Genomic DNA, 25,077 nt, shown 5'->3' with positions numbered 1-25,077 from the left:
ATTTATATTCAAAAATACTGAAAAAACGACTTTTAGAACACCTCCAAAAACAGAGGTACAATAGCCTCTTGAAATTCTTATAATTGAGTATCAAAAAAAACATTCGGCTTGAGGTTAACCAAGACCACACCTATGTTTTTAGTCGCTACCCGTAAAGCCGTTTGGGTAATTGCACAACTGCGAAGCACATCACAAAGACCAAAATTTAAATAAAGATTTGAGTAGAGTCCAATTTTGAGTACCATCATTACTTTGAAGCGCTTGAAACAACTTGGCTGTCAATTCTTAACAGATGTTTGCATCGAACTTACCCCATATTTTTACAACCGACAAATACAGCATGATCCGATTGTCGGGATGACCCTTACACTTGGCGGGATATTCAGATTTTATTGGTTTTCGTGAATATAAATATCTGAGAGGCTCACTCCGTACCATTTGATGCAGAGCGTCTGCTCGATTGGTGGTTCGGATTTCTGGTATTTTTTTCTAGTATTTTGTCATTAAAACTTTGATAGCAATTCATCTTCTTCGTCAGGTTTGTTGTATGCATCTGCTTCTGTCAAATGCCCGTCCTGGTCGCTTATTCTTGTTAGTTTCTTACCTTGTCTAAATACTAATTGAAGTCCGTGTTCTTGTTCCCAATCACATTCGCAAGCAATCTGAACATAAATATCTTGCTCTTTGTAAGGTCGTCTTGTTACATAAACTTCTGTGGGCTGTATGAATTTCCAAATTTCGTTTTTATTTTGTATGAGCCTTAATGCTTCATCTGTTTCATCAAATCCTACAGCGTCCAAAAAGTCTATACAGTTTTTGTATGCTAATTCTGAAATTAAATTTCGGTCATTCAAGTTTAGTTTTAGAAAATTTGCCAAAGCCAGGTCTGCTTCGTCAATGAAAGTTTTGTCATGTTCAGGTTCAAAGTCCATAAAAGTTATCCTCAACTTCTCATTGTCAAAAAAAGGAATTGCGATTTCTTCACTTTTCCACCAATCGGGAAAACGGTCTTCTTGTTTTAGTCGTCCTATAATTTTCGATATAATCTCTTTTCTCATTTTTGTCTGTGTCGTTTTTTAAGTTGACGCCTGTGTGCCCAGTATGATGAGGACACACGCTGTAAGCTTAGATAAGAATTCGAAAATACAAATTTCGGATTAGAAAACAACCCTTACAGTATGTGTTTTTTCAGAGGGTGTAAGTCTCTTATGTCGTATTGAAATCCCGAAAACTTAGCATCTCGCAAGCTGGTTTACCATGAGTTCGGTGGTGTAATCAGGTTTTTATTGTTTTTTATTGGTTTTCGTGAAAATAAATATTTTGAGAGGCGCAGTCTTTTGCATTTGGGGCGAAGCCAACTACTCAAAAATCCGCTAATTTTCGATAGAAAATTGCATCGAGAATAGAAAAATTAGCACCAAAAATGGTTCTGATATATTTTTTTTGTTTCGTTTCTCTGTACTAAAAAATCGTACTGACATTAATATTGTAGTTTTAATGTTTAATAAGTATCTATCACCGTTACCAACAAATCAGAATCAACCAGATTGGATGGCGAAACAACTTTTTCTTTTAGTGGGATCTCATTACCATATCTTTCTTTCAGGATTTTTTGAACCCTTTCATCCGTTAGATTAAAGTCTTTTAATTCATGCAGTTTTGATAATTCGATATTAGCGCCGTTTTTATAGATTTTCCAGACTAATTCCGAGCAATAGATTCTGGTATCAGTCCATTCAAAGAAGGCATCGTATTCTTTTCCCATAAATTGCTGGCTGTAATCTTTCATTTTCTGCAGCGTAGCCGGAGTTAATAGTTCAATAGCATTTTTTAATCTTTTTACCACGTACTTTTTATCCCGTCCATGCCTAATCCAGTCGTCCAGACGCGTTAGTTTTATGGGCTGAACGGCTTCAAAAACAAATAAATTACCGTTAATTTCATAAATTATTCCACAATGCGAAAATTTGGAATTGGTAGCAATTCGTACCGCCTCACACTGAGAAGATTCCGAAGTTTGAAAGATAATATCGCCATCCTGAATCTTGTCTGGTACATTTATTTCTCCTTTTGTTTTAGATGCCAGAAATGGATTTTCGTTCTTTGAAAAAATCTGGATCGTTACATAGAGGGCACAACAAAAACTAAGCAAAAAGGTAATTAGGGGTATGAGGTATTTTTTCTTTTTCATTTTGAATTTTAAAGCTTAAAAGTATTACTTATTTTTTTACAGATTAGAAATTATACCGATTGTATCTTCCATATTACCTAATAAAAATTAGCTTCTTTCCCTATTATATGAGTATTATGCCAGAAAATTTTCGAATTGCTCAATGAACTAATTACAATGGGAGCCCCTTGGATTATTAGTTGAAATACATTGAAACAAGAATTTTGACTGTGGATATAAAGGAACAGGATTATCAGTGACAACCAATGGAGATAAGGCCTGTCCGTTATAGCTTGGCATCGTAATTTGTTCTGCAGACCCATTACCTAAAGCGACATTTCTGGCTTTTGCATTTCCATTGAAACTATAATCAATCATAGCATCCAAAAGGCGATAAATACCATAATAATCGTAAGCATCATAAGATGATTTTGTATTTGGTAAATCATGTTCTGCAGTATAAGTAAAAGTGTTCAGTACGCTTTTTTTAATTAGAATAAAATCTTTTTCTGAATTAGGAATGTTGATATTCTTAAATATATCTATTGCGAGGCGGTGATCATTTGTTGTATCATCATCGTACACTTCTGTGATCAATTTGGTATTGGCAGGAAAATCCAATAACTGAGTGTCTGATAGCTGATAGGAATACCACTGCGCCATTGCAAAAATAAATCTGCCGTTTTCGCCCCAGCCTTCATCGATAAAGGCTTTGTGTGCTAATGAAAATGATGCACCACCTCCAAAAGAATGTCCCATGAATCCAACTTTTTTGGTGTCAATGATATTTGGATAATCTGTTACAGCTTTTTTAAAACTCTGCCATAAAGTATTGTATCTCTCATCAATAGTTACTCCTGAAGTTGGATAAGGTGCAAATACTACGACATATCCTTTTTTAGCGATAAATTCATAAAGTCCAATATTATATGCACTTTCCTCGCCTCCATAAGGATGAGAATAAAAAATAACCGGCTTAGGAGAAGTTATTCCCTGTGGATAAAAGATTTCGACATTTTTTCCTTTATAAACAGGACTTGCAAACGAAATTTTTGCAACAGAATAAGTTCCGTCTGTTCCATATCCTGAGGTTGGCCGTGAAATAGGTCCTTCAAGATCATCATCAACATAGGGTGGGGATGAGGGGGCTGTATTTGAATCTTTGGTACATGATGTTAGCAACAGCATAAATAAAATAATTGGTGAGATATACTTCATAACGAATAGAATTAAATGTTAAAAGTTAGACTGCACTTAGTAATGAAAGGTTTAATTGCATTCGAATTTTTCTGCAAATGATTAGATATTTTTTCCAACAACTTATGAAACACTTAAATCATTTTTGACTATAACAGAGATATGCCTGTTTCGTTGTTGCCAAAATTATGAATTTTAATGTCTTATACTGGGGTAGGTACTTCTTTTTTATGCTGCTATAAAGACACTATAGGGATTTGTTCACTTGATAAAAAATATTTTAATAAACGGAGAATCTCTGCCAGTGTTGTTTTTGAGTCATTACGGCTATAATTCCCCGTATTTTTCTTTGTAACGTTTAAGTTCTGAATCTGTTTTTTTTAAAAGTTTCTCTAAAAGAACTATTTTATCTTCATACAGTTTATTTAAGGTCGTATGGTTATCTGGGTTTATGAGAATATTACCATTATAATTTCCGTTTACATTATTAAAACTATTAAAATACTTTTGGGTATCGAAGTTAATAATTCCTTCGACACTGAGACCAAATATACGTGCTATTTCAACAAGTTTGCTATAACTCAAATCTGCTTTGCCTTTTTCAAATTTACTATAACCAGCCTGCGTTATACCTAGTTGATCTGCCATATATTCCTGAGTATAATTTTTTAGTTCTCTAATGTTTTTTATTTTATTTTTTATAGAAGAAGTACTCATAATCTGTTTTTGGGGATATTTTACAGCCCAAAAAGAATTAATACAAATGTACCAACCCTTATTGCTGAATCTTTAAACATGTATAAATGTAGGTTTTGAAAATGTTTTTATTTCTTTTTGGTTGTAATGAGATAACCGTAAACGACTGCTACGCCTATTAAAATATAATCGTATTGGGGGATTTCTATATATAACATTTTTTATCTGTTGTAGGATTTTAATTTTATTGCTTTACTATTTTTTTAAACTTTAATGACAAGTATAAGTCAATATGTTTGCCTATTTCAATTCTGTCAGCAGTCTTAATTTTGATTTTGGTTTCTTTATTATAAATGTCTTTCACATATACATAATATTCAAATTGTGAGGCATCATGAAAACGTAATATACTTATAATGGTATAACATAAGATGGTTGGAATTATATAATAGAGATCCATCATGTCAGAAAAAATAATGAAATAATAGGCTAGCGCAGTAATGAAAATGAAAGCAAAATTCTCAACGATATATGATTTTTCTTGTTTTATGAGGCTTAATTTTTCAATTTCGTCGAAAGTATAAATCCAGCTTTTTGATCCATAACGAAAATGAACATTATCAGAGGTAAGAGTTGTAAACATAATTTGATAAATAGTTGTTTTTGAACACTTTTTTTAGAATAAAGCCTAGTTTAGAGAGTAAGGTTTTTTACTAAACTTAAAGTGCCTTTTTAAGATGGAAATTAAAATGTTTTTTTTATACAATATTAAAATATTAGATTTCAATTTCCTTATAATTGATTTATATAATATAACATCTAGTTATAATACACTTCAATTTAATTTTTTTTTAACATTTTGTTGCCCGTAACAAAAATGCTGATTCAATGCGTTACTTTTGTTCCCGGACAAAGAAACACAGGAAAATTATTTTATCTGATAACATTTGTTATCACATTTCGTCTTCTGTGGCAGAATTTTTTAAGCGGCTCAGGTGGACTGAACTTATGTTGAGGTAGGAAGCAATATAACGTTGTGGAACGCGCTGTAAAATTTTTGGAAATTTTGCATTCATGACCTGATATCTTTCCATGGGCGATTGTGTGTAAATTGCTTTTATTTTATCATTGACAATAAAAAAATAATCTTCCGCAACTAGTCTTCCCAGTTTTTCACCATATCTGACATTTTTATAAAAATTCTGTAATTTTTCGAGCGTAATGGTAATAACGATGGTGTCCTCCATTGCCTGAATAGAAAAATTACAGGGGATGCCTTTTAAAAAGCTTTCATAATCTGTCGCAAAAGTATTTTCAAGAGAAAAATGAAATGTCTTTTCCTCTCCATTATAGTCCACAAAGTAAATTCGCAGTAACCCGCTCACTACATAAGATACATTCCTGCAAACCTTACCCTGTTCAAGAAGAAAATTTCTTTTTTTGATCTGCTCAATATTAAAAAGTGTAGTGCAGTATTGCCACTCAGAATCATCAATTTCGATATAGCTTAAAATTAATTGACGTATAGCGCTAATATTATTGATCATGACAATCTTCTTTTGAGGTTCTAAAAAAATCAACTATAATTTTTATAAATGAGATAGAAATATTAGATAATCAGAACCTATTTTAGAGCAAAAATAATACAAACCCCAGTATTTTAATGTATTGGGTAATTTTTTAAAGCTTATACGTAGTATTTATTGTTGCTGCAGCAGGTGTATACAAATAATTCCTCTTAATGAAATTTTAAAGCATTTATCAGTGTTTTACTGTAAAAAATTATAAATAGTAGTTTTTTGTAATGTAAATCTTTCTGGTAATGAATGGTTTTATGGTAATCATAAGATGACTTTTTAGAATAAGTCGCGAATTAATGAAATGTGTTGAAGTTTGGTAATTTTTGAAAATTTAGAGCAGGCTATTTACCTTTTACCAATACAGTTTTTTTGTTGTTATGTTCAAAAGTAAGACCCCAGATCTGACCTTTAGATTTCAATGTCAAATTTAAAAGTTGTTTTGTACTTTTGATTTTTAGTACTCATTGGGAAGTTTTTGTATGTAACCATTTTGGAAGTATACCTAATTATTATATAAAAATCAATCAGAATAAATAGCACCATGAATAAAATCAACTCACCATTTACAAGAGATGAAGACAACAGCAATGTTTGGTTGTCCCAAAAGAGCGATCAGGAATTTAATTTCACGGATTATGGCATAACGCCCGTGGTTCATGGCAGTGAAGCTGAGGTTGGTCAGGCAATGTTAAATGAACTTTACAGTACCGCAGCATCAAAAGAAGGAGATATTAATATTACACTTTTGGGCGGAAGAGGAGCCCAGGAACTACATCGTTTACTGGGCGAATTAGCCAACTCAACACATCAGGATCAATTACTCGCAAGGCTCAATGTGTTTACTCAGGATGCACTTGCACCTTTAAGCATGAATAATGGTTTTAGTTTTGTCAGGGATTTTGAGCGTATTTTAGGCGATGCCTTTTTTAAAAAGATAAAAAGCTTCACGCCAATGCGCACAGATACAAAAGATTTAGAATCTTCGCTTACAGGATATTTGACAAGATTAGAAGCGTTAGGCGGTTTGGATATCTTTTTTATCGGTCACGGTCCGGAAGAAAATCAGGCATCGCACCTGGCATATATCAAACCTTTCTCCGGAGCAAAAAATCATCATATTGCCGGGGTAATCCCAATATCAAGTAGTATTCTGGAACACCACATCAATAAGTTTAAAGCCGGCGGAAGTCCTGTAAATGAAAGTGACGAAAAAGAATGCCGCTCTGCCGAATATATTCTCACTTTAGGACCGGCAGCTATTTTACAGGCCAAAAAGGTGGTTCAGTCAGTAGTAGATGCCGACTCTGCCCCGGCCAAAATTCAAACGTATGCTAATGTGCTTACTACTAAACTAAGTACAGATAAAGATCAGGCATTGCAGCAATTAAATGCCAATCCGGGTTTATGGATAAGGTTACATCCTAATACTAAATCTTTTGTTTTGCCTAATTTAGAGATTTAATGGTGAATAAGTATCACAGCTTTTTCTTAATCCCTATTTACTTGTGAAAACTAAATAAAGCGATTATAACCACGCTTATGCAGATAGATTATTTAAAATTGATTAAATGATCTATTGTTTTCTAGCCGGGATTACAAAGGCTATAATTTGTCTTGTAATTTAAGTCTCCACTCTGGTACTTTTCAGGAATGGAGACTTTTAAGAGATTTAGAATTAATAAGAATATAAAAAAAAATACCCAAAGAGACATTTGCCTTTTCATAAGGAACTCTTCGTAGAATCCTATTTATGGTAAACCAATAACAGAACTAAAAGTGGTTTGTAAATCTATTTTAGGATTAAGTATAAATATGTAAACTTATTTTAGAACGAGACAGTTTGTTTAAATACTCTCAATCACACTCTCCGGTTGCCTCCTTGATTTTGGCGTCACCTCAATTCGGTTAAAATCATCCTCAGCACCATAGCCTACCGCCATTGCAAATAAAGGTTTATAAGCGGGCATGTTTAGGATTTCCTTGTATTTATCAGATTCGATACCTTCCATAGCGGTAGAATCCAGACCCAATGCAATACTTGCCGTCAAACCAACTCCCAAAGCGATATATACCTGCTGAGACAACCACGTTTTCATTTCGGCTTCAGGCTTACTTGCCCTAATTTGGTTGTACCAGTTTTTGCGGGCTTCCGGTAATTCGGTTTCGACAATTTGCTGAAAAGCATTCAGATCATCAGCCACACTAAATACCACTACCAGCTGTGCCTGATTTACTTTTTCGAGATTGTGCATCGAAACCGCAGCCAATTGTGCCTTAACTTCCGGATTTTGTACAAAGGTAAATTTCCAGGGCTGGATATTTATAGAAGACGGGCTCAGGTATAAAACCTCTTTCAAAGCTTCGATTTTTTCCTGCGGAATAGCCTTGTCAGCGTTGTACTTTTTCGCAGAGTATCTTTTTTTCATTAATTCCAAAATATCCATGGTACTGTATTTTAACGTTTTTAGTTTTATAGACTGCAAAGTTAAGCTGATAACCCGAATATTTCGACAATTGGGAGCCTAGTTTTGTAACAGAGTCTGTTTTATTGTTGTTTTTTGCTTCAGCACTATTCGCCGGTACTCCGTTTTCTTTCGTTCCCGTATGGGTTTCGATTGGCAGTTTTTTAATTAGAAGCAGAAACAGAAATTTTCATCAGTACCTTTTGTCCTGCTGTCCGCTAAATTCCCGATAAGAAAAACTACGGCAAAAGCCTTGTTTTCTAAATCGGGAGATACCGCTTCCATCAGGGCTAGATAAGAAATTTTATTTTCAGAACCACTTATTTTAATGCGTATATTGTGACAGGGGATGAGCCAATGCATTAATCTCCATCTTGTTTTTTTGATAATCACTCTGCCTAGTCTGTCTTTATTTAGATTATCTGAAAACTCATTCTGGCAAAGTGCCTTAGTAAAGTCAATTAAATGCATTGTTGCTTCGTCAAGATGGTATCAGAATTTTACTTTGTCCATTTAATTATTGTTGGGTCGCCTTTGGTTACAGCCAACATCAGTTTATCTTCAAAACCGCCGGTTTTTATTGTTTTCAGCGTAAATATTGTATATTATTTAGTGTATGGTTTTTAAGTAATTACGATTTGGTAATTTAGGATTCTATTTCAAAAACTTTTTTAAAATTAGTTATAAGTATGTTTTTTTTTCGCCACATATAAAAACGACTAATAATGGTAAAACCAAAAAGAATTGGATTTATTATTGTATATATGTTCAAAGGTGCTGATTCAGTAAAAAGGATTAAATTAAACATAAGGATTCCAAAAACCGGCATATACTTTATCCAATAATATCCAAATCCAATAGGTTTAACTTCGTAAACTATTTCAGTTTGAGTATTGTTAGTTGAATTAAATTCGCCAAAAATAATAAATGGTGCTGGAAATAAAGTTGAGTTTTTAGTCAGTTCAAATTTTGTTTTATCATATGTCCCATAAAAACTTTTATTTGATTCTCCAGATATAAAAAAGACAGTAAATGGAGTTCCTTTAATTTTAGGATTTCCATATTTTGTATTTTTATTTAAACGTTCTCTAAATTCTGCAATATTAATTTTTGAAACCATTTTGATATATTCAACTTTATTTTTAAGATTTTCTATTTGTTGGAAATAAGTTGTTTTTATATTTTTTCCAAGCTCTTTACCAACATTAGTTTCTCTCAAAACGTCCGTTTTTTGTTATTTTTAGGGTAAATATAGTCGATTTAAACTACAAAAAAATAACTTTTGCTAGAAAGTAACCTGGTTTGCTACCCAAAAAGCAGAGCGGCAAAAGACTTGAAAATGACTTGTATAAACATGAAAAAACAAAGTCAGTGTGTCGTACTCGGGTTTTTATTGGTTTTCGGGAATACAAATATTTGAGAGGATCACTCTGTTCCATTTGGCTGAGGCGTTAACTCGATGATTTACAGTTATTTTATTGTTTTTTTGAATTGAAATCTAATATTTTGGTTGCTATCTCTTTCTTTGCTTCGTCGGAATTTTTCATTGATTGTGCCACTCTAAAAGCAAATAGAGCGTTAGGAATAATCCATAAAATAGTCCTGAAATAAATTCTATTATACTACCACTAGAATAGTTATAATTTTTGCAACAATGACTCTTGTATTTATTAGGATTCAAAGCAATGGCTAGTGCTATCAGGTCGGTGAACTGCTATTGGTTAATTGCAGAGCTTTTGTATTAAAAGTAATACGTTGGTCATAATCACCATTGATTACGTAATCTCTGGATATAGTATTCCCAACGGAAATTTCATAAAGAAAGTAATCTAAGTCAATTTTACCTCTTTCGTTCATACTATAGTTAATGGATTGTATTAATATTTTTGTTGTTTAACATTTAAATGTTTTTTTTTTAACATATATAATTTTATAAAGTTCTAGTTTTGTGATTATTAATTGTGTTAAATAGTAATTTAAATTTTAAAAGATGAAAACAAAAATTAAGTTAATTTCTTCTCTTTTTGTCTCAAGTTTGCTTTTATTGAGTTGCGATAATAGTTCAGAGATAACAAATGACTTGTCAGTAAATTCAAGTACCCCAAAAGCTTCAAATTTAACAGCTAGAATTGCAGTTTCTGGTAACATTTTGGCACTAACGTACAATGTAGCGGGTCTTCCTGCCATAATTTCTAGTTCAAGTCCGGATGCAAACACTGCCAAAATAGGCCAATTAATAAGAAATTATGATATTGTAAATGTTCAAGAAGATTTTAATTATCATGCAAAATTGTATGAAAACGACAACCATCCTTTTCGTACAGCTACTAGTGGAGGAGTGCCTTTTGGTGATGGATTGAATACGTTATCTAAATATAGCTTTGTAGATTTTGAAAGAGTTAAATGGAACAGTTGTAATGGAACTGATTGTTTAACTCCAAAAGGGTTTACATTTATGAGATTGCGGCTTAAAGAAGGTGTTTATGTAGATTATTATAATGCTCACCCAAATGCAGGTGATGCTACTGCTGATTTGAATGCAAGAAAATCAAATATCGCACAACTTTCTGATTATATGAAAATTAAATCAAATGGGAATGCCGTAATTTTAATGTTTGATTCTAATTGTCGTTACACTAGGTCGGGAGACAATATTAGATTATTAATGGATAATAATGGTTTGACGGATGCTTGGATAAAACTGATTAGAAATAACAATATCCCTGTACTAGGTAGTCCTGCATTAGATTGTGATGCATCTAATATTACAAATACTTGCGAAGAAGTAGATAAAATATTTTACAAAAGTAATAATCAAATTACACTTACTGCTTCTGATTTCAGTATCAATAATTCTCTTTTTGTTGATGGAGCAGGATTGCCCCTTTCAGACCATTTTCCAACAGCAGTTAATTTTGCCTGGTCTCAAAATGATCTTTACACAGCTAGTGATTTATTTGGAGGTCCACATGGCGATGTTTTCTCGGACATTACATTATTATCGGCTACTTCAAAGGTAAATAAAATTGTTTTGAGAGGTGGAGACAGAGTTGACAAAGTTAGTTTTGTACTGTCTAATGGAACCACATTGTCCCATGGTGGTAATGGAGGAACCGAAAAATCACTTGTTTTAAATACTGGTGAATATATAAATTCAGTAAATATGTGTTCAGGAAAAAAGGATGGTAAAACTAGAATTTTTTATATTGAATTAAAGACGAATCAAAACAGAACCATCGCAGTTGGATCAAAAACATCCAATGTTTTTAATTATATCGTCCCAACTGGATATCAAATTACAGGTTTCTTTGGTCGCAGTGCTACTGAAGTTGACCAGCTAGGTTTTTTTGGTGTTTCGTTGTAAACCTTATTACTACTATAAATTTGAAGAAAAGTAAATTGAATAGTTAATTGTTTATGTCTCTTTCTCTTTGAATTCAACCTCTTTAAGTTTGGGGTTGAAGTAAACAAAGAAATCTGGATCCGTTTTACAACTAAGTTTTTAGTGTGAAAAGGCAGTAACTTTTTTTGAGCTATGATACACCAGCCTCTTTTATATTGGTATAGAAGAGGCTGGTTTTATTTCATAAATTGTGTAAGTTAGAATAACTTTTCCAACAAGCCTTTGGAACGGAATTTTATACTCGAAAAACAACCAGCATATAACACCTCAAAAGTTGTGAATAACTTTATGATGCTTTAACATAGGAGTGGGTTATTGTGTGCGGTATTTATTTTCGAGTGAATAATTTCATGGCTTCTTTCTTGCCACGTTTAAAAATATCTTTTCCGAACTTTTTGGTTATAAGTTTTTCCATTTCGTCGGAATAGCAAATTGAGTCATCGTTAATGACACATCCTCTATTTTCAATATTCATAGAATATTTTTTCATCATGTATTTTTTATAAAAACCGTCAAATCCAGCTTTCAATCCTTTTGGTTCCATTTTCACTAGCAAACCATAGGAATACGAATTATATATTCCAATGGCAAAATCCTTTTTTGCCTTTTTCAATCCCGTTTCACAAGTCCGTTCAACCCAAATCAATGAATCTTTTTCTTTTTCTTGCGAAAGCGCGGGAATTGTATAAAGAAGAAATCCAATTATAGTTAATGTTTTCATTTGTAGGGTTCAAGATTGCATACAACGTCAGTTTATCTCAAAACCTCTTTTTTTATTTTTAACGTAAAAATAGTTGATTTAAACTACAAAAAATAACTTCCGGTGAAAAGTAATTTGATTTACTGGCCAAAAATTAGAACGGTAAAAGCCTTAAAATGTACGTAGCATCATGAAAAAACAAGGCTTTTTTAGCCGTAGTTTTTGTTAATTAGGGATTTAGCGAATAGCCCGATCACACTTTTTTTGCGGGGGCTTACCAAAAAAAATCCGATCTGTCTGCACAAATCGGATTTCCTTGAATTGAAATTATATATAACCGTAATGGGAGGTATTACAAGTGAATTACTTCGCCGTAAGCATCTGCAACTGCTTCCATAACAGCCTCGCTCATAGTTGGGTGAGGGTGTATCGATTTTAAGATTTCATGACCAGTAGTTTCTAGTTTACGGGCTACAACTGCCTCAGCAATCATATCTGTAACTCCTGCACCAATCATGTGGCATCCTAACCATTCACCGTATTTAGCATCAAAGATTACTTTTACGAATCCGTCAGCGTTTCCGGCAGCTTTTGCTTTTCCTGAAGCTGAGAAAGGGAATTTACCAATTTTTAATTCGTATCCTTTTTCCTTAGCTTGTTTTTCAGTTAAACCAACAGAAGCAATTTCTGGAGTGGCGTACGTACAACCCGGAACGTTTCCGTAATCGATTGGGTCTACGTGTAAGCCTTTAATTTTCTCTACACAGTTGATTCCTTCAGCAGAAGCCACGTGAGCTAAAGCCTGACCCGGAGTCACGTCTCCAATGGCGTAGTAACCCGGAATATTGGTTGCATTGTAAGCGTTTACCAGGATTTTATCACGGTCAACAGCAATACCCACTTCTTCTAAACCGATATTTTCGATGTTTGTTTTGATTCCAACTGCAGAAAGTACGATGTCTGCTTCAAGAATTTCTTCTCCTTTAGCTGTTTTTACAGTAGCTTTTACGCCGGCTCCTGAAGTATCTAATTTTTCTACAGAAGAATTAGTCATTACTTTGATACCTGCTTTTTTCAAAGATTTTTCAAATTGTTTTGAGATATCTTCGTCTTCTACCGGTACTACGTTTGGCATAAATTCTACAATAGTAACCTCGGTTCCCATTGAGTTGTAGAAATGTGCAAATTCAACTCCAATGGCTCCTGAACCTACAATAATCATAGATTTTGGTTGTGTTGGCAAAGTCATCGCCTGACGGTAACCAATTACTTTTACACCATCTTGCGGCAAGTTTGGCAACTCACGGGAACGTGCTCCTGTAGCAATAATAATATGATCGGCACTATATTCTGTAACTTTATTGTCTTTGTCTGTAACGTCTAGTTTTTTCCCAGGTTTTAATTTCCCGAAACCTTCAATAACGTCAATTTTGTTTTTTTTCATCAGGAAAGTAACTCCTTTGCTCATTCCTTCAGCAACTCCACGGCTGCGCTGAATTACTGCAGGGAAATCTTTGTCAAACTCAGAAACTTTCAATCCGTAATCAGAAGCATGTTTAAGGTAATCAAAAACCTGAGCTGATTTAAGTAGTGCTTTTGTTGGGATACATCCCCAGTTTAAACACACACCACCTAAGTTTTCTTTTTCAACTACAGCTACTTTAAATCCTAATTGTGATGCTCTAATTGCTGTAACATATCCGCCAGGACCACTTCCTAAAACAATAACGTCGTATTTCATTTTTTTGGTTTTTTAGTTTTACTATTGAAATTGAGGCCTATTTTTCCAAAACTCTTTTCCAATAATTCACGATTATTTGTGCTTGCGAATTTAAGGATTTATTTTAAAAAAACACTTCAAATTTTGTTTTAAGCATTCAGTGCTTTGGTCTTTTCACAGAGATTCGGATAAAAGTTATATAAAATGGTAAAATGAAGATGGTTTCGAAGCTTTTTTTGATAAAAACTCATGTTTTTCAAAAATGAATTTCAATTGCAAAAATCAACAGTAATATCAAAGGCAATAACAATTTCAAAAAATTAAATAGAATGTGATATAAAGTTTGTCAGGCTGGTCAGAGTCGAAGCCCTATTTAATTCTAAGGGCTCTTTGACTCCGTTCAGCCTGATATTAGCTGGAAATGATAAGTTATAATTAAGGAATTGATATTTAAACTTTCACATGCCCCCAGTTTTCACCGCTGGCAATACGTCTGATCTGCATTTCGCTAACGCCAAATTGTTTTGCAATCATTTTAATACGGGTTTTTTGCTCAGGGCGGGCTAATATTTTTTTGATCAGCATGACTTTGGTTGTAGTGAGTTTTCTGCCGTCGGATTTTATATTATGTTCGATAAGGTTCTTTTTTGCCTGGATTACATGTGGGCTTTTACGGCTGTGAGCCATCATTTCGGATTTGGTAGCCCAACGCAGGTTGCTCACATCGTCATTGTTTCGAATATAATCTAAATGAAGTACATAGGTTTGTTCTACGGATTCTTTTGGAATAAAATACTGGGCAACTAATTTGTAGAGAAAAAGGTATTTATTAACAATTTTATCATTTTGTCTGACTTTGAATCTAAAGATAGGATAGCCGTCACTCAAACCTCCTTTTAAAAGACGTCCGTTTTGTATATCATCGGTAAAACTAACGAGTCTTCCTTTGTTTGAAATTGCGTATCGAAATTGTAAGGATGCATTAATATCTATTTCTTTAAATTCTTCATTTGGATAAAATCTTATCTGTGGCATGTTTCTTTTGCATTTTGAAATTTTGTTATCTCAAAGATACAATTTCAAAGAAAACAAAGCTATATGACTGATTATGAAGTGATTTTTTTATGATTATTATAACGCTTTTTTAACTTTTGCATTTTTTTTTGATTTATTTTCTCCGTTTACATCTTAAATTAATAATAGTAAAGGCTTTTTTAATGTGCTGATTTTTCTAGATTAATAAAACCTCTTTGACTATTGATCGAGCCAATTTTTAAAGTTATTTATTTCTTTTTTACTGATGATAATGGGATCACTTTCGACAGCGGGCACGGTAAGAATCAATTCAATTTTTTGATTTGAATGCTTGATAACTTCTTTAATAATATTTCTGCTTACGATGTATTTACGGTTTACCTTAAAAAACAAAAACGGATCCAGTGTGTGTATGATGTCGGTAAGCGTATTGTTGTACAAATAACTATTTCCTGAATTTACATAAATAAAAAGATGTTTTCCGGATGCTACAAAATATGTGATTTCCGTTTCATTTATTGAGATTAACTTATAACCGTGGTTTACCAGAAAGTGACGCTGTATTTTACAGGTATCAGGGTTTTCTATGGCAACAAGTGACTGTACGGCAGAATCAGTGTTGAACGTATTTTTTATTTTTTTGAATTTTTCCAAAGCATCTAATAGTTCTGCTTCTTCAAAAGGTTTTAAGAGATAATCAATGGTAAAGTGTTTGAAGACTGTGATAGCATAAGAATCGTAAGCTGTAATAAAAATAACAGGGCAGGAGACAGTCGTTTTTTCGAAAATTTCAAGACTTTTCCCATCACCCAGATGAATGTCCATAAAGGCCAGATCAACATTGTTTTCAGAAAAAACAACAACAGCTTCTTTTACTGATTTTGAGACTATGATTTCTGTTACGGGTAAAATATTTTGCTTTTCTAAAATACATTTCAGGTAGCTGGAAGCAAGATATTCATCTTCAACAATAGCAATTTTCATTCTTTTGGTACTAATGCGCCATGTGCAAATGGGCTGATATTTATTTCTGCAAAGATATTAGTTAAGGTTAAGAATTAGTTATCGAATATTTTTTTTTATTTGGTATAAATAAATGCAAAAGGCCCAGTTTTTCAACTGGACCCTTTTCAAAAAAAAACAATAGTAGGTATTATAGATTGGGATTGTTTAATCTTGCGTTTGCCGGGTAAATGATGGTGTATCGCGGATCGTTTTGTATCAATGTGTAATCGTCACCGTCAAATGTATGAACGATTTGTTTTTGAGAAGTTCTTCTTAAATCAAACCAGCGTTGACCTTCTACAGCAAATTCACGTTGTCTTTCAGCATAGATGAAGTTTGTTAAATCAGTAGCATTCATTGCATTGATATCGCTTTCAAGCTGTGTGTAAGCAGCAGCAGTATATCTGTTTTTGATGAAACTTAAAACGGTTGTTTTTGCATCAGCAATATTATTTAGTTTTAATGAGGTTTCAGCTTTCGTTAAATACAACTCAGAAGTTCTGAAAGAGCATTTTTGATCATCATTGCCTCCTTTTTGGATTCTGTAACGGCTTCCGCTTGCTAAAAAGTAAAGAGGAAAACGTAAATCTGTTGTTTTACTGTAGGCAGCAATTAAATCAGGTGATGCGTATACAGCACCTTTTAAATTGTTGATTAATCCATCTTCAAGAGCCAATATAGACTCGGCTGAAGTATATTTTGTTGCCAAAGCAGGAGTTGCTTTTAAATCAATTAATGTATTATTGATGGATAAAGCTTTATTTGCAGCGTCAAACGATTTTTGCCATTGTTGCTGGTATAAGTAAATACGGCTTTCTAAACTGTATAATGCAGCTTTAGAAAAACGGTAATTTTTACCTGTTGGCTGAGTATTTAAATTGATTAATTTCTCAGCTTCGTTAGTATCAGAAATAATTTGATTATAGATTACTTCAACACTTTGAGGAACGAAGGCCTGCTCTAAATCGATCTCTAAAGCTAATGGTACTCCTTTATCTGAACCAGCAGTTGCAGCATTGTATGGTTTTGCAAAAAGGTTAACCAAATCAAAGTAAGCCATTGCTCTAAGTGCATAAGCTTCACCTATTAGTTGGTTTTTTTCCTCAGATGCTTCAAGTTTTTTTGAAGCTTCATTGATTATAACATTTGTATAAAAAATTACATTGTACAAATACTGATACTGAAATGTAGTTGTAATACGGTCCGGATTAGCATCTTTCCAGATATAAATATCTCTGTAGTATGTTAAATCTTCACTAAATTCGTTCAGTATCAATTCGTCTGTGCGAACAGCTGTTAAAGATTTGTGTTCAGGATAAGCATCATATCCTTTTGTTAAAACTGCACGGTATTCGTCTAAAGTTTCCGGAATGACGCGTCCTACAGGTTGTATGTCCAGGTAGTCATCGCAGCTTGTTACTGCTATTGCGGCAACAAATAATAATATATATTTTGAGATTTTTTTCATCTTAATTTTATTAGAAAGTTACATTACATCCTAAAGTAAAGGACTTAGGAACTGGTTGCGCATAAATGTTTCCGAAAGTTTCCGGGTCAAAATAACCTTTATAGTCAGAGCTGATTACGAATAAGTTTCTTGCCTCAACATTAAATCTGATGCTTTGAATGTTAAGATAATCGGACAGTGTTTTAGGGAAAGTGTACCCCAAACGCATACTGCTTAGTCTCATATAACTCATTTCGCTAACCCATGTATCTAAGTAATTCATTGTTGGAATTTGATTTCCTCCGGAATACCATAGATATGCCATATAAGAATCTCCCGTTCCTGAATCTTTTCCATTGATTGCAGGCAAATTAGAAGATGTATTAGTTGGGGACCATGCATTTAAAATATCCCTGCTGTAATTTTGTCCTCTGTCAACCTCAGTTCCATTATAAGGAGGTGTTTTTGTAACGGTTTGCTTGATGTTAAAAGAAGCGGCAATTGTCAAATCAAAATTGCTTACTTTAAAGGTATTGGTGATACCTCCTGTAAATTTTGGATCTTTGTCTCCTAAATAAGTAAACAAATCTCTAAATTCACTGGCTGTTAATCTTGATTGTGTAAGTTCTCCCGGGAAAAAGTCAGCAAAAGGATCGTATAATCCAAAGAATGTCTGGGTATTTACTGTTTGTCCATTTTTGTTTACGAATAAAGGATATCCGTTCTCATCAATACCGTTTGTTTTAAATCCGAAAACAGCATTTACAGGGCGGCCTTCTCTGCTTGGCAGGTAATCAGTGTCACGAACCTCTATACGGTCAATATTACTTTTGTTATGAGAAAAGTTAATACTGGTATTCCATTTAAAGTTTGGACTATCGATGTTTTTAGTAGACAAAGTAATCTCGTAACCTTTATTACTTACCTGTGCCCAATTTAAAGTGCTGTATTCAAAACCATTTTCTAAAGGAAGCGCTCTTAAACCTATTAAGTCAGAACTTTTTCTTCCGTACAAATCAGTTACAATACTGATACGATTATTAAAAAGACCTATGTCTGCACCAAGGTTAACATTTTCGGTTTTTTCCCAACGTAATTTGTCATTTGGTGGACTGTCTACATTAATTACAGGTTCTGTCTGACCAGGAAGTATAACTACTGTTCCGTTTGTACCCATTACGTAAGGAGAAGTATTTTTATCAATATTCCCTTGTAAACCATAAGAAGCACGAAGCCTTAAGTTAGAAAGAGTTAAATTCTCTTTTAAGAAATCTTCTTCAGAAACTGCCCATGATGCAGAAGTTGACCAAAGAGGCAGATATTTATATTTTGGATCTACACCAAATAAATCAGAACCATCGTATCTCACACTTCCAAATATACTGTACTTTCTATTGTATGTATATGCAACTGTAGCGAAGAAAGAGGCAAATGCATTTTCGTTTTCAGTTTTTGTATAGGTTTTATATTCTGCATCATTAGCAAAAGAGGTCGTCGGGAAAATAATTTGTTGTGTTGTTAGATTATTTTTATTAAAACCAAAACCTTTAGTAGCAACAGAAGTGTTATAATTTCTTCTTAATTCATTACCAACCATGGCTTCAATTTCATGTTTTTCTGCTAAGGTTTTCTTATAGTTAACCATTGTTTTCAGGTTATACTGAAAGAAATCAGTATTTGAATTTTGAATTATACCTCCGGCAGGAAGGAAATAGTTGTAAGCTCCGTTAGTAAAATAACGTGATTTTTCTTTTTGCTTTCTTGTATAATAAGTTTCTTTATCAGCAAATTTTTCACTGGCTGTATTGTCCAGTTGTAAACCTAACTGCGAAGTAACTTTTATGGCGTCTGTTATTTTATATTCAGCATCGAATAAAGCTTTTACAGCTCTTGTTTTTAAATCATATGATGTATTTTTTCTTTCTTCCAGAATGTTAAAAGGAACATAACGACCAGAGTATCCTGCAATATCCTGATCATATTTATAACTGCCATCAGCATTGTATGGCGTTAAATATGGGTTTACGTTTCTGGAGTAATTAGCCGGATTTGTAAACAAATCTGTATCTGTTAAATAGGATGTTGTTTTGTTTTCTGAGCCAAAAATACCAACACCAACTTTAAATTTGTCTGTAATTTCGAAATTGTTTTTTAACGTTAAGTTATAACGTTTGAAACCAGTTCCAACCGTTGTTCCTTTTTCGTCATAGTATCCTAAAGAGAAATAGTAATCCGACTTTTCTCCACCTCCGGATAAACTCAAACCATGTTGCATATTTACCGCAGTTTGGTATAATAAGTTACCCCAGTTTGTATTATTGTTTCTTAGATCATTAATAGATTGTTGTGTTGCCGGGCTCAAAGAAGAGAAACCACCCGCTCTGAATGTAGCTAATTCATTCGATCCGTTAAGAATACGGGCAATATCTCCACCTGTATCTCTGTATGTTAAATCTTCACGGCTAGCCATATTAAGCTCTAAGTCAACTTTTTCGTTTGCGTTCATTAAATTTAATTTAGCAAAATCAGGTCTTTGTGTAATAAAGGTATTGGTATTAAAACTTACCACCATTTTACCTGCTCTACCTTTTTTAGTAGTTACCACGATTACACCATTTGCAGCACGGGCACCGTAAATAGCTGTAGCAGCCGCATCCTTTAAAATGGTAATATCTTTAATATCATCAGGGTTTAAGCCAGCGATAGAGTAGTTGTTCAATAAATCGATATTGTCTTTGTCGTAGTTTTTAGGAACTTCATTTCCTTCTAATGGCAATCCGTCAAGTACCCATAAAGGATCTTGTGTACCGCTAAGAGAGGCTGTACCCCTGATTCTGATTTTTGCAGGTGCTCCTGGTGCTCCTGACGGAGTACTTACAGCAACTCCGGCAATTTGTCCAACTAATAACTGGTCAATACTCGAAACCCCGGTCTGCTGGATTGCAGCCATGTCAATTTTGGTAACTGCGGCAGTAAGTTTTCTTTTCTCAATTTTTTGGTAACCAGTAACTACAACTTCCTGTAGCTTTGCAGTTTCAGATTTTAGGTTAATTGTATAATCTCTTTGTGCAGAAAGGTCTAATGTATAGGAAGCATATCCCATAAAAGTTACCCTTAGGGAAGTTACATTTTTTGCTATTTTTAATTGAAATTTACCATCAAAATCGGTAGTAGTTCCAATAGCTGAACTCTGGATGATTCCCGCCATTGAAGTTTTATTGGAAATAGAATTGTTTTCGACAAAAATAGTAGCTCCCGGAATAGGGGACTTATCATTCTCGTCAAGTATTATTCCCGTAATCGTTCGGGTTTCCTGCGAATATCCTGCGATGGCCAGGAACAGCAGTAAAGCATGTAGAATTTTTTTCATGTTTTTGGATTGGGTATTTATTAAAAGGTTGTATTATTCAAAGCTTTTTCGATTCGTTGTATCAAATCGCGGTAATGGTTTTGAGTCGACTGATCGCCAGTGCTTTTCTTTGTTTTTAATAATTGAAGCACTTTATTCAACTCTCCTTTTTTGTCAGAAGTAACTTCCGTAACTCTTTTTAACGATGACTGATTAATGTTTCTCATCATGTGGGCATCATCTAAAGAACATAAATGAGGCATTTGTAATGTTTCCTGTATATCGATTGTCTTTTTAGCATCTGTTTTTTCGAATAATTTATTTGTCGAAATAATCAGAACATCTACATAATTCTTTTGAGTCATACGTTCCAGAATCGATAGCGATTTATTTAAAATCGTTGGTGCAAAAACTTTTTGGTGCATTTTACTGAACAGCTCATTGACGGTAAAAACCTTTTCGGTGGTTTTATTTCGCTGATACAATTCATTTTCAGTCATTCTCAGCAAACGGTCATCACTAAATAAGTCATACAAAATGCTATATTGCAATTCTCTTGATAAGGTATATGGTGTGTACTCATAAGGCCCGATTGGCGAATCTTTCAACGGATTTGTTTTGTCTAAAATCGGATTAAAAAATAACCATTGCGGAATCGTAATGACGTTTTTGACTAAATAATCTGCTGCTCTTTTTTGCATTAAAGCCGGAACTGGAACATAGCTTTGTTTATTATCACCGTGAACAGTTACATTCAGATAAATACCCCCAATGTTGTTCATCACATGACGGTTGTACAATTGCCACTGACCAATAGTCCCGATATATAATTTGGCAGTTTCATAGTAGGATTTGTCCTTTTCGTAAGTCCAGTTCAGGATATTATTAACTACACTTTTTAGGTTTTTTAAACCATATCCGCTGGCTTTCACGGCGTCGTTGCCCAAATCTTCAGATTGAGAACGCGGGTCAATTAAATTGCTTCCGTCTTGTTGTTCTCCGTAGAAATAAATAGGGTCATTTTCGTGCGAAGCGATTAAAACATTCAGCTTTAATTGCTCATTATCATCATTTCCATACCATCTGTAGCCCCATTCAATAGCATATTTGTCATAATCACCAATTTTTGGTGTAATTGCTGTGACGTTATCTTCAGGCTGTGCTACATAGTTGTATCGTGCATAATCCATGATAGAAGGAGCAGTTCCGCCCATTTTTGAAGTGAATTCTTTAGAGCGTAATGATTCAACATCATAAGCAAAAGAGGCACCCATATTATGTTTCAGACCAAAAGTATGCCCTACTTCGTGAGAGGATACAAAACGTATTGCTTCGCCCATATGTTCATCACTAAACGTATTACCTCTTGCTTTCGGGTCAATTGGTCCGGTCTGGATGCGCATCCAGCTTTGCAGGGAAGTCATTACATTATGCCACCAGATAATATCGGCTTCAATAATCTCACCACTTCGTGGATCAACAACAGAAGGCCCCATTGCATTTGACTTTTGTGAAGCGGCATACGTGATAACAGAATAACGTACATCGTCTACATCAAAATCCACATCGGCTTCTGTAGGCTCTTTTGCAATAATAGCATTTTTAAAACCGGCTTTCTCAAAGGCCAATTGCCAATCGCGCACTCCTTCAATGATATATTTTCTCCATTGTTTTGGGGTTGACGGATCAATATAATACACGATTGGCTTTTTAGGCTCTACTAATTCACCTTTTAAATATCGTTCTTCCTCTTCTTTTTTAGGTTCTAATCTCCAGCGGGTAATCAGTTCTTTCTCAGCCATTGCCTGTTGTGCATCAGCAAAATACCAATGTTTTTCAGTAAAATAACCAATTCGGTTGTCTGAAAAACGAGGTTTCATCGGCACTTTATCCAACAAAACAATATTGCTTGTAACACCAAGTGTAACTGACAATGAGGGGCCACCTTCGCTGATAGAAGTTGTTAATTGTGATTTTATCACCACATTTTTAGGAAAAGCTTTTAAACTTTCAATATAAGACAAGTCTGATTTTACAGAACCTCCAAAACTGATGTTGCTCAAAACATCATTAAAACTTTTTTGTTTTCCGTCAAAAATCTTATTTACCTTAATGACTATAGAAGTAGAATCGTTATTTTTAGTTTCGATATCAAAAACTTCAATAATAGATTCAGAAAAGTTATCTTTTACAGAGGCTGTTATGGCATCCTCTTTTGGAGAAGAAACTTTTGGTAAATAAGACCTAACCCAAACTTTTCTGGCAATCGTATCTTTATAAAAACTAATTACTTTATTTTCATAATTCATTCCTTTATTAAGCCCTGCATCATTAACCTGAAAAGGAACCTGAGATAATTTGTTTACAACTAAAAACTCTCTTTCGAATAAACTGTCCTGAATCTCAAAATAAACATCCGTTTTAACTTGTATAATGTTAAAGAGCCCTTTTTTTACGGTACCCTTTTTTACAAGATCATTGTATTTTTTTCCTTTTTTAGACGACGTTGTATCTTTTGCTATTTCAGTAGTATTTTCTTTTTTCTTATTCTTTTTTTGAGAATATCCAGAAATCGGGCCTAATAAAAAGAAAAGGAATACAAGGATTGCTTTTAAATTATACAGGAATGCCTTTTCCCTCATTTGTTGTTAATTTTAGGTTAATTTTAGCGCGAAAATATTTGTTTCGTACTCAAATAAAAAAGGAAAGGGAGTGAATGGCTTATTTTTAGGAGTGAATGGATATTAATGGCAAAATGCATACGAAATTACCGTCTTTTTCTGAGGTTTGAAAATTGGTTCTGGAATAAAAAGTATAGACACTAGAAAGGTATTTTAAACCAAAATTAGCTCCAGGTTCGCTGTGTGCCTTTTTTTGAAGATTGTTGCTGATAACGACCTGATCTTTCTGAATTAAAATTTGGGTTGTGAGAGGGTTTTCCTGAGTTGCCATATTATGCTTAATAGCATTTTCAACCACAACCTGAAAAGCCAGATACGGAATAAATTTTTCTAAAGCCGTTTCGTCTTCAATTTTTATAGAAAAAAATAATTCTTCCTTAAATCGGGTTTGTTGTAAAAAGATATATTTTTCAATAAAGAGTAATTCATTTTTTAGCTGAACTATGTTTTTCTTTGGCGGATCAATCAGATAGCGGTAAATACGGGATAAATTCAGGGTGAATTTCTGCGCAGTTTTAACATCGCTAGTCATTAACATATATAATGAATTGAGTGAATTAAATAAAAAATGCGGGTTAATCTGTTCTTTCAGCTGCTGCAGCTGGATAAGTGCTTTTTCTTTTATAATTTTTTCATTCTCTACACGAAGCCTGTTTTTTTCTTTAATAGCGATTCCTTTTTCTTTGTAAGCCCGCCTGTTTGCATACGAGAATAAATAGAAAATCAAAAGAAGCATTATGGTCGTAATCGAATATATCCAGGTAGCATATTTTCTGATCAGATCGACATTTTCGTCATCGAAAACTTTAGGGAGGTTGACACACATAAACCACTGAGAACCTTTGAGATCAAATTTTTTTGTAAAACGGATTACGTCCAGTTTCAAAAACTCAGACATGGTTACTCTTTTTACATAATCCTGTTTTTTGCTGTAAACAGTATCAATAGAGCGGATAGAATATACTTTGCAGATATTTTTGCCTATAAAAGTAGAATCCGGGTGGTAGATACATCTCCCGTTTTTATCGAAAATAAAAGCATAATTATTGCCAGTTTTATCGACAGTGGACAAATAATCACGGAATTTTTTTAGACTGATGTCGTAACCACAACGTACCGTTGTATTTTTTTTTGAAATTAGTTTAAAATAAATTCGCCAGATCCATTCCTTTCCAGACAATACAATTGTACTTATATAAGCTTCATTTTTGTGTTGAAGAATAAATTTTTCTGTATCAGTAATTGCTGCCTGAGTAGCAATAGAATCGGTTGCAAACTGAATTTTTTCATCGTTAATCTGAAACCAGTTGTTCACGATCAAAGGACTGGTTTTTTGTACTGAGGATAAAACTTCTAAATTAGAAGATAAATTCTCCGGATTACTAATTTTTAAAACATGCTTTATTCGGTTTTCCTGCTCCAGCAATTTTGAAAACTCCTGTGACATGAATTCCTGTTTCTTAATAAAGTTCCGTTGCGCTAATTCTTCATTTGCTTTTTCAGTAAGATCAGTAATCAAATTACTCAAAATGTAAACAGATGAAACCGTGACTAAAATCGTGAATGCGACATATATAAAGAACGCACGTCTGGATGTTATTTTTTTTAGTTTAAATTTCAAAAGTAGTATTA

Annotated in this window: 20 protein-coding genes; 2 read left to right on the top strand and 18 right to left on the bottom strand. The window is 33.6% G+C overall.

Annotated features, from left to right (window positions below):
* Positions 1-503 precede the first annotated feature (503 nt).
* From DMB65_RS10445 to DMB65_RS10420, 6 genes are all read right to left on the bottom strand, one after another.
* On the bottom strand, positions 504-1,058 hold the full coding sequence (locus DMB65_RS10445; protein WP_110306590.1) for a DUF6985 domain-containing protein: 555 nt from the start codon (positions 1,056-1,058) through the stop codon (positions 504-506).
* A 443-nt stretch (positions 1,059-1,501) separates the two neighbouring features.
* Entirely contained in the window at positions 1,502-2,191 is a 690-nt protein-coding gene (locus DMB65_RS10440; RefSeq protein WP_110306589.1) for a YiiX family permuted papain-like enzyme, read from the bottom strand.
* A gap of 147 nt (positions 2,192-2,338) precedes the next feature.
* Positions 2,339-3,388: an alpha/beta hydrolase gene (locus DMB65_RS10435; RefSeq protein ID WP_165834914.1), complete on the bottom strand. Its 1,050-nt coding sequence runs from the start codon at positions 3,386-3,388 to the stop codon at positions 2,339-2,341.
* Positions 3,389-3,694: 306 nt separating this feature from the next.
* A complete protein-coding gene (locus tag DMB65_RS10430; RefSeq protein ID WP_110306588.1) occupies positions 3,695-4,084 on the bottom strand; it encodes a helix-turn-helix transcriptional regulator in 390 nt (129 codons plus the stop codon).
* Positions 4,085-4,307: 223 nt separating this feature from the next.
* Positions 4,308-4,706 (bottom strand): hypothetical protein, encoded by a 399-nt coding sequence (locus tag DMB65_RS10425; protein ID WP_110306587.1) that lies wholly within the window; start codon positions 4,704-4,706, stop codon positions 4,308-4,310.
* A 310-nt stretch (positions 4,707-5,016) separates the two neighbouring features.
* Positions 5,017-5,610, bottom strand: a complete 594-nt coding sequence (locus DMB65_RS10420; protein ID WP_110306586.1) for a Crp/Fnr family transcriptional regulator — start codon at positions 5,608-5,610, stop codon at positions 5,017-5,019.
* Positions 5,611-6,184: 574 nt separating this feature from the next.
* On the opposite strand from DMB65_RS10420, the gene DMB65_RS10415 reads away from it, so the two are divergent.
* Positions 6,185-7,105 carry a hypothetical protein gene (locus tag DMB65_RS10415; protein WP_110306585.1) on the top strand — a complete coding sequence of 307 codons (921 nt, stop codon included), beginning with the start codon at positions 6,185-6,187 and terminating at the stop codon, positions 7,103-7,105.
* Positions 7,106-7,487: 382 nt separating this feature from the next.
* Here DMB65_RS10415 and DMB65_RS10410 read toward each other — a convergent pair whose 3' ends face one another.
* The 4 genes from DMB65_RS10410 to DMB65_RS22130 form a co-directional block, all read right to left on the bottom strand.
* Complete coding sequence (locus DMB65_RS10410) at positions 7,488-8,087, bottom strand: nitroreductase family protein (protein ID WP_110306584.1); 600 nt, start codon at positions 8,085-8,087, stop codon at positions 7,488-7,490.
* A 186-nt stretch (positions 8,088-8,273) separates the two neighbouring features.
* The gene (locus DMB65_RS10405) at positions 8,274-8,576 is read right to left on the bottom strand and encodes a hypothetical protein (protein WP_110306583.1); all 303 of its coding nucleotides are present in this window, start codon (positions 8,574-8,576) and stop codon (positions 8,274-8,276) included.
* Positions 8,577-8,751: 175 nt separating this feature from the next.
* Positions 8,752-9,324: a hypothetical protein gene (locus DMB65_RS10400; protein ID WP_110306582.1), complete on the bottom strand. Its 573-nt coding sequence runs from the start codon at positions 9,322-9,324 to the stop codon at positions 8,752-8,754.
* 479 nt (positions 9,325-9,803) lie between these two features.
* Positions 9,804-9,962, bottom strand: coding sequence for a hypothetical protein (locus tag DMB65_RS22130; RefSeq protein ID WP_165834912.1), 159 nt, complete (start codon positions 9,960-9,962; stop codon positions 9,804-9,806).
* 133 nt (positions 9,963-10,095) lie between these two features.
* Here DMB65_RS22130 and DMB65_RS10395 point away from each other — a divergent pair, with 133 nt between their 5' ends.
* Positions 10,096-11,469: a jacalin-like lectin gene (locus DMB65_RS10395; protein WP_110306581.1), complete on the top strand. Its 1,374-nt coding sequence runs from the start codon at positions 10,096-10,098 to the stop codon at positions 11,467-11,469.
* 367 nt (positions 11,470-11,836) lie between these two features.
* Here the strand turns inward: DMB65_RS10395 and DMB65_RS10390 are convergent, their stop codons facing one another.
* From DMB65_RS10390 to DMB65_RS10355, 8 genes are all read right to left on the bottom strand, one after another.
* The gene (locus tag DMB65_RS10390) at positions 11,837-12,229 is read right to left on the bottom strand and encodes a hypothetical protein (protein WP_110306580.1); all 393 of its coding nucleotides are present in this window, start codon (positions 12,227-12,229) and stop codon (positions 11,837-11,839) included.
* Positions 12,230-12,560: 331 nt separating this feature from the next.
* Positions 12,561-13,949, bottom strand: coding sequence for a dihydrolipoyl dehydrogenase (lpdA, locus tag DMB65_RS10385; protein WP_110306579.1), 1,389 nt, complete (start codon positions 13,947-13,949; stop codon positions 12,561-12,563).
* A 429-nt stretch (positions 13,950-14,378) separates the two neighbouring features.
* A complete protein-coding gene (locus tag DMB65_RS10380) occupies positions 14,379-14,963 on the bottom strand; it encodes an NUMOD4 domain-containing protein (protein WP_110306578.1) in 585 nt (194 codons plus the stop codon).
* 219 nt (positions 14,964-15,182) lie between these two features.
* Entirely contained in the window at positions 15,183-15,947 is a 765-nt protein-coding gene (locus tag DMB65_RS10375) for a LytR/AlgR family response regulator transcription factor (RefSeq protein WP_110306577.1), read from the bottom strand.
* A 169-nt stretch (positions 15,948-16,116) separates the two neighbouring features.
* The gene (locus DMB65_RS10370; RefSeq protein WP_110306576.1) at positions 16,117-17,436 is read right to left on the bottom strand and encodes a RagB/SusD family nutrient uptake outer membrane protein; all 1,320 of its coding nucleotides are present in this window, start codon (positions 17,434-17,436) and stop codon (positions 16,117-16,119) included.
* A 10-nt stretch (positions 17,437-17,446) separates the two neighbouring features.
* Positions 17,447-20,785 (bottom strand): SusC/RagA family TonB-linked outer membrane protein, encoded by a 3,339-nt coding sequence (locus DMB65_RS10365; protein ID WP_110306575.1) that lies wholly within the window; start codon positions 20,783-20,785, stop codon positions 17,447-17,449.
* Positions 20,786-20,805: 20 nt separating this feature from the next.
* Positions 20,806-23,406: a zinc-dependent metalloprotease gene (locus tag DMB65_RS10360; RefSeq protein WP_110306574.1), complete on the bottom strand. Its 2,601-nt coding sequence runs from the start codon at positions 23,404-23,406 to the stop codon at positions 20,806-20,808.
* Positions 23,407-23,491: 85 nt separating this feature from the next.
* A complete protein-coding gene (locus tag DMB65_RS10355; RefSeq protein WP_110306573.1) occupies positions 23,492-25,066 on the bottom strand; it encodes a histidine kinase in 1,575 nt (524 codons plus the stop codon).
* Positions 25,067-25,077: the final 11 nt, after the last annotated feature.

It is taken from the genome of Flavobacterium cheongpyeongense, from assembly GCF_003202435.1.
GTDB lineage: Bacteria > Bacteroidota > Bacteroidia > Flavobacteriales > Flavobacteriaceae > Flavobacterium > Flavobacterium cheongpyeongense.
This window is presented reverse-complemented; position numbering and strand designations above follow the sequence as displayed.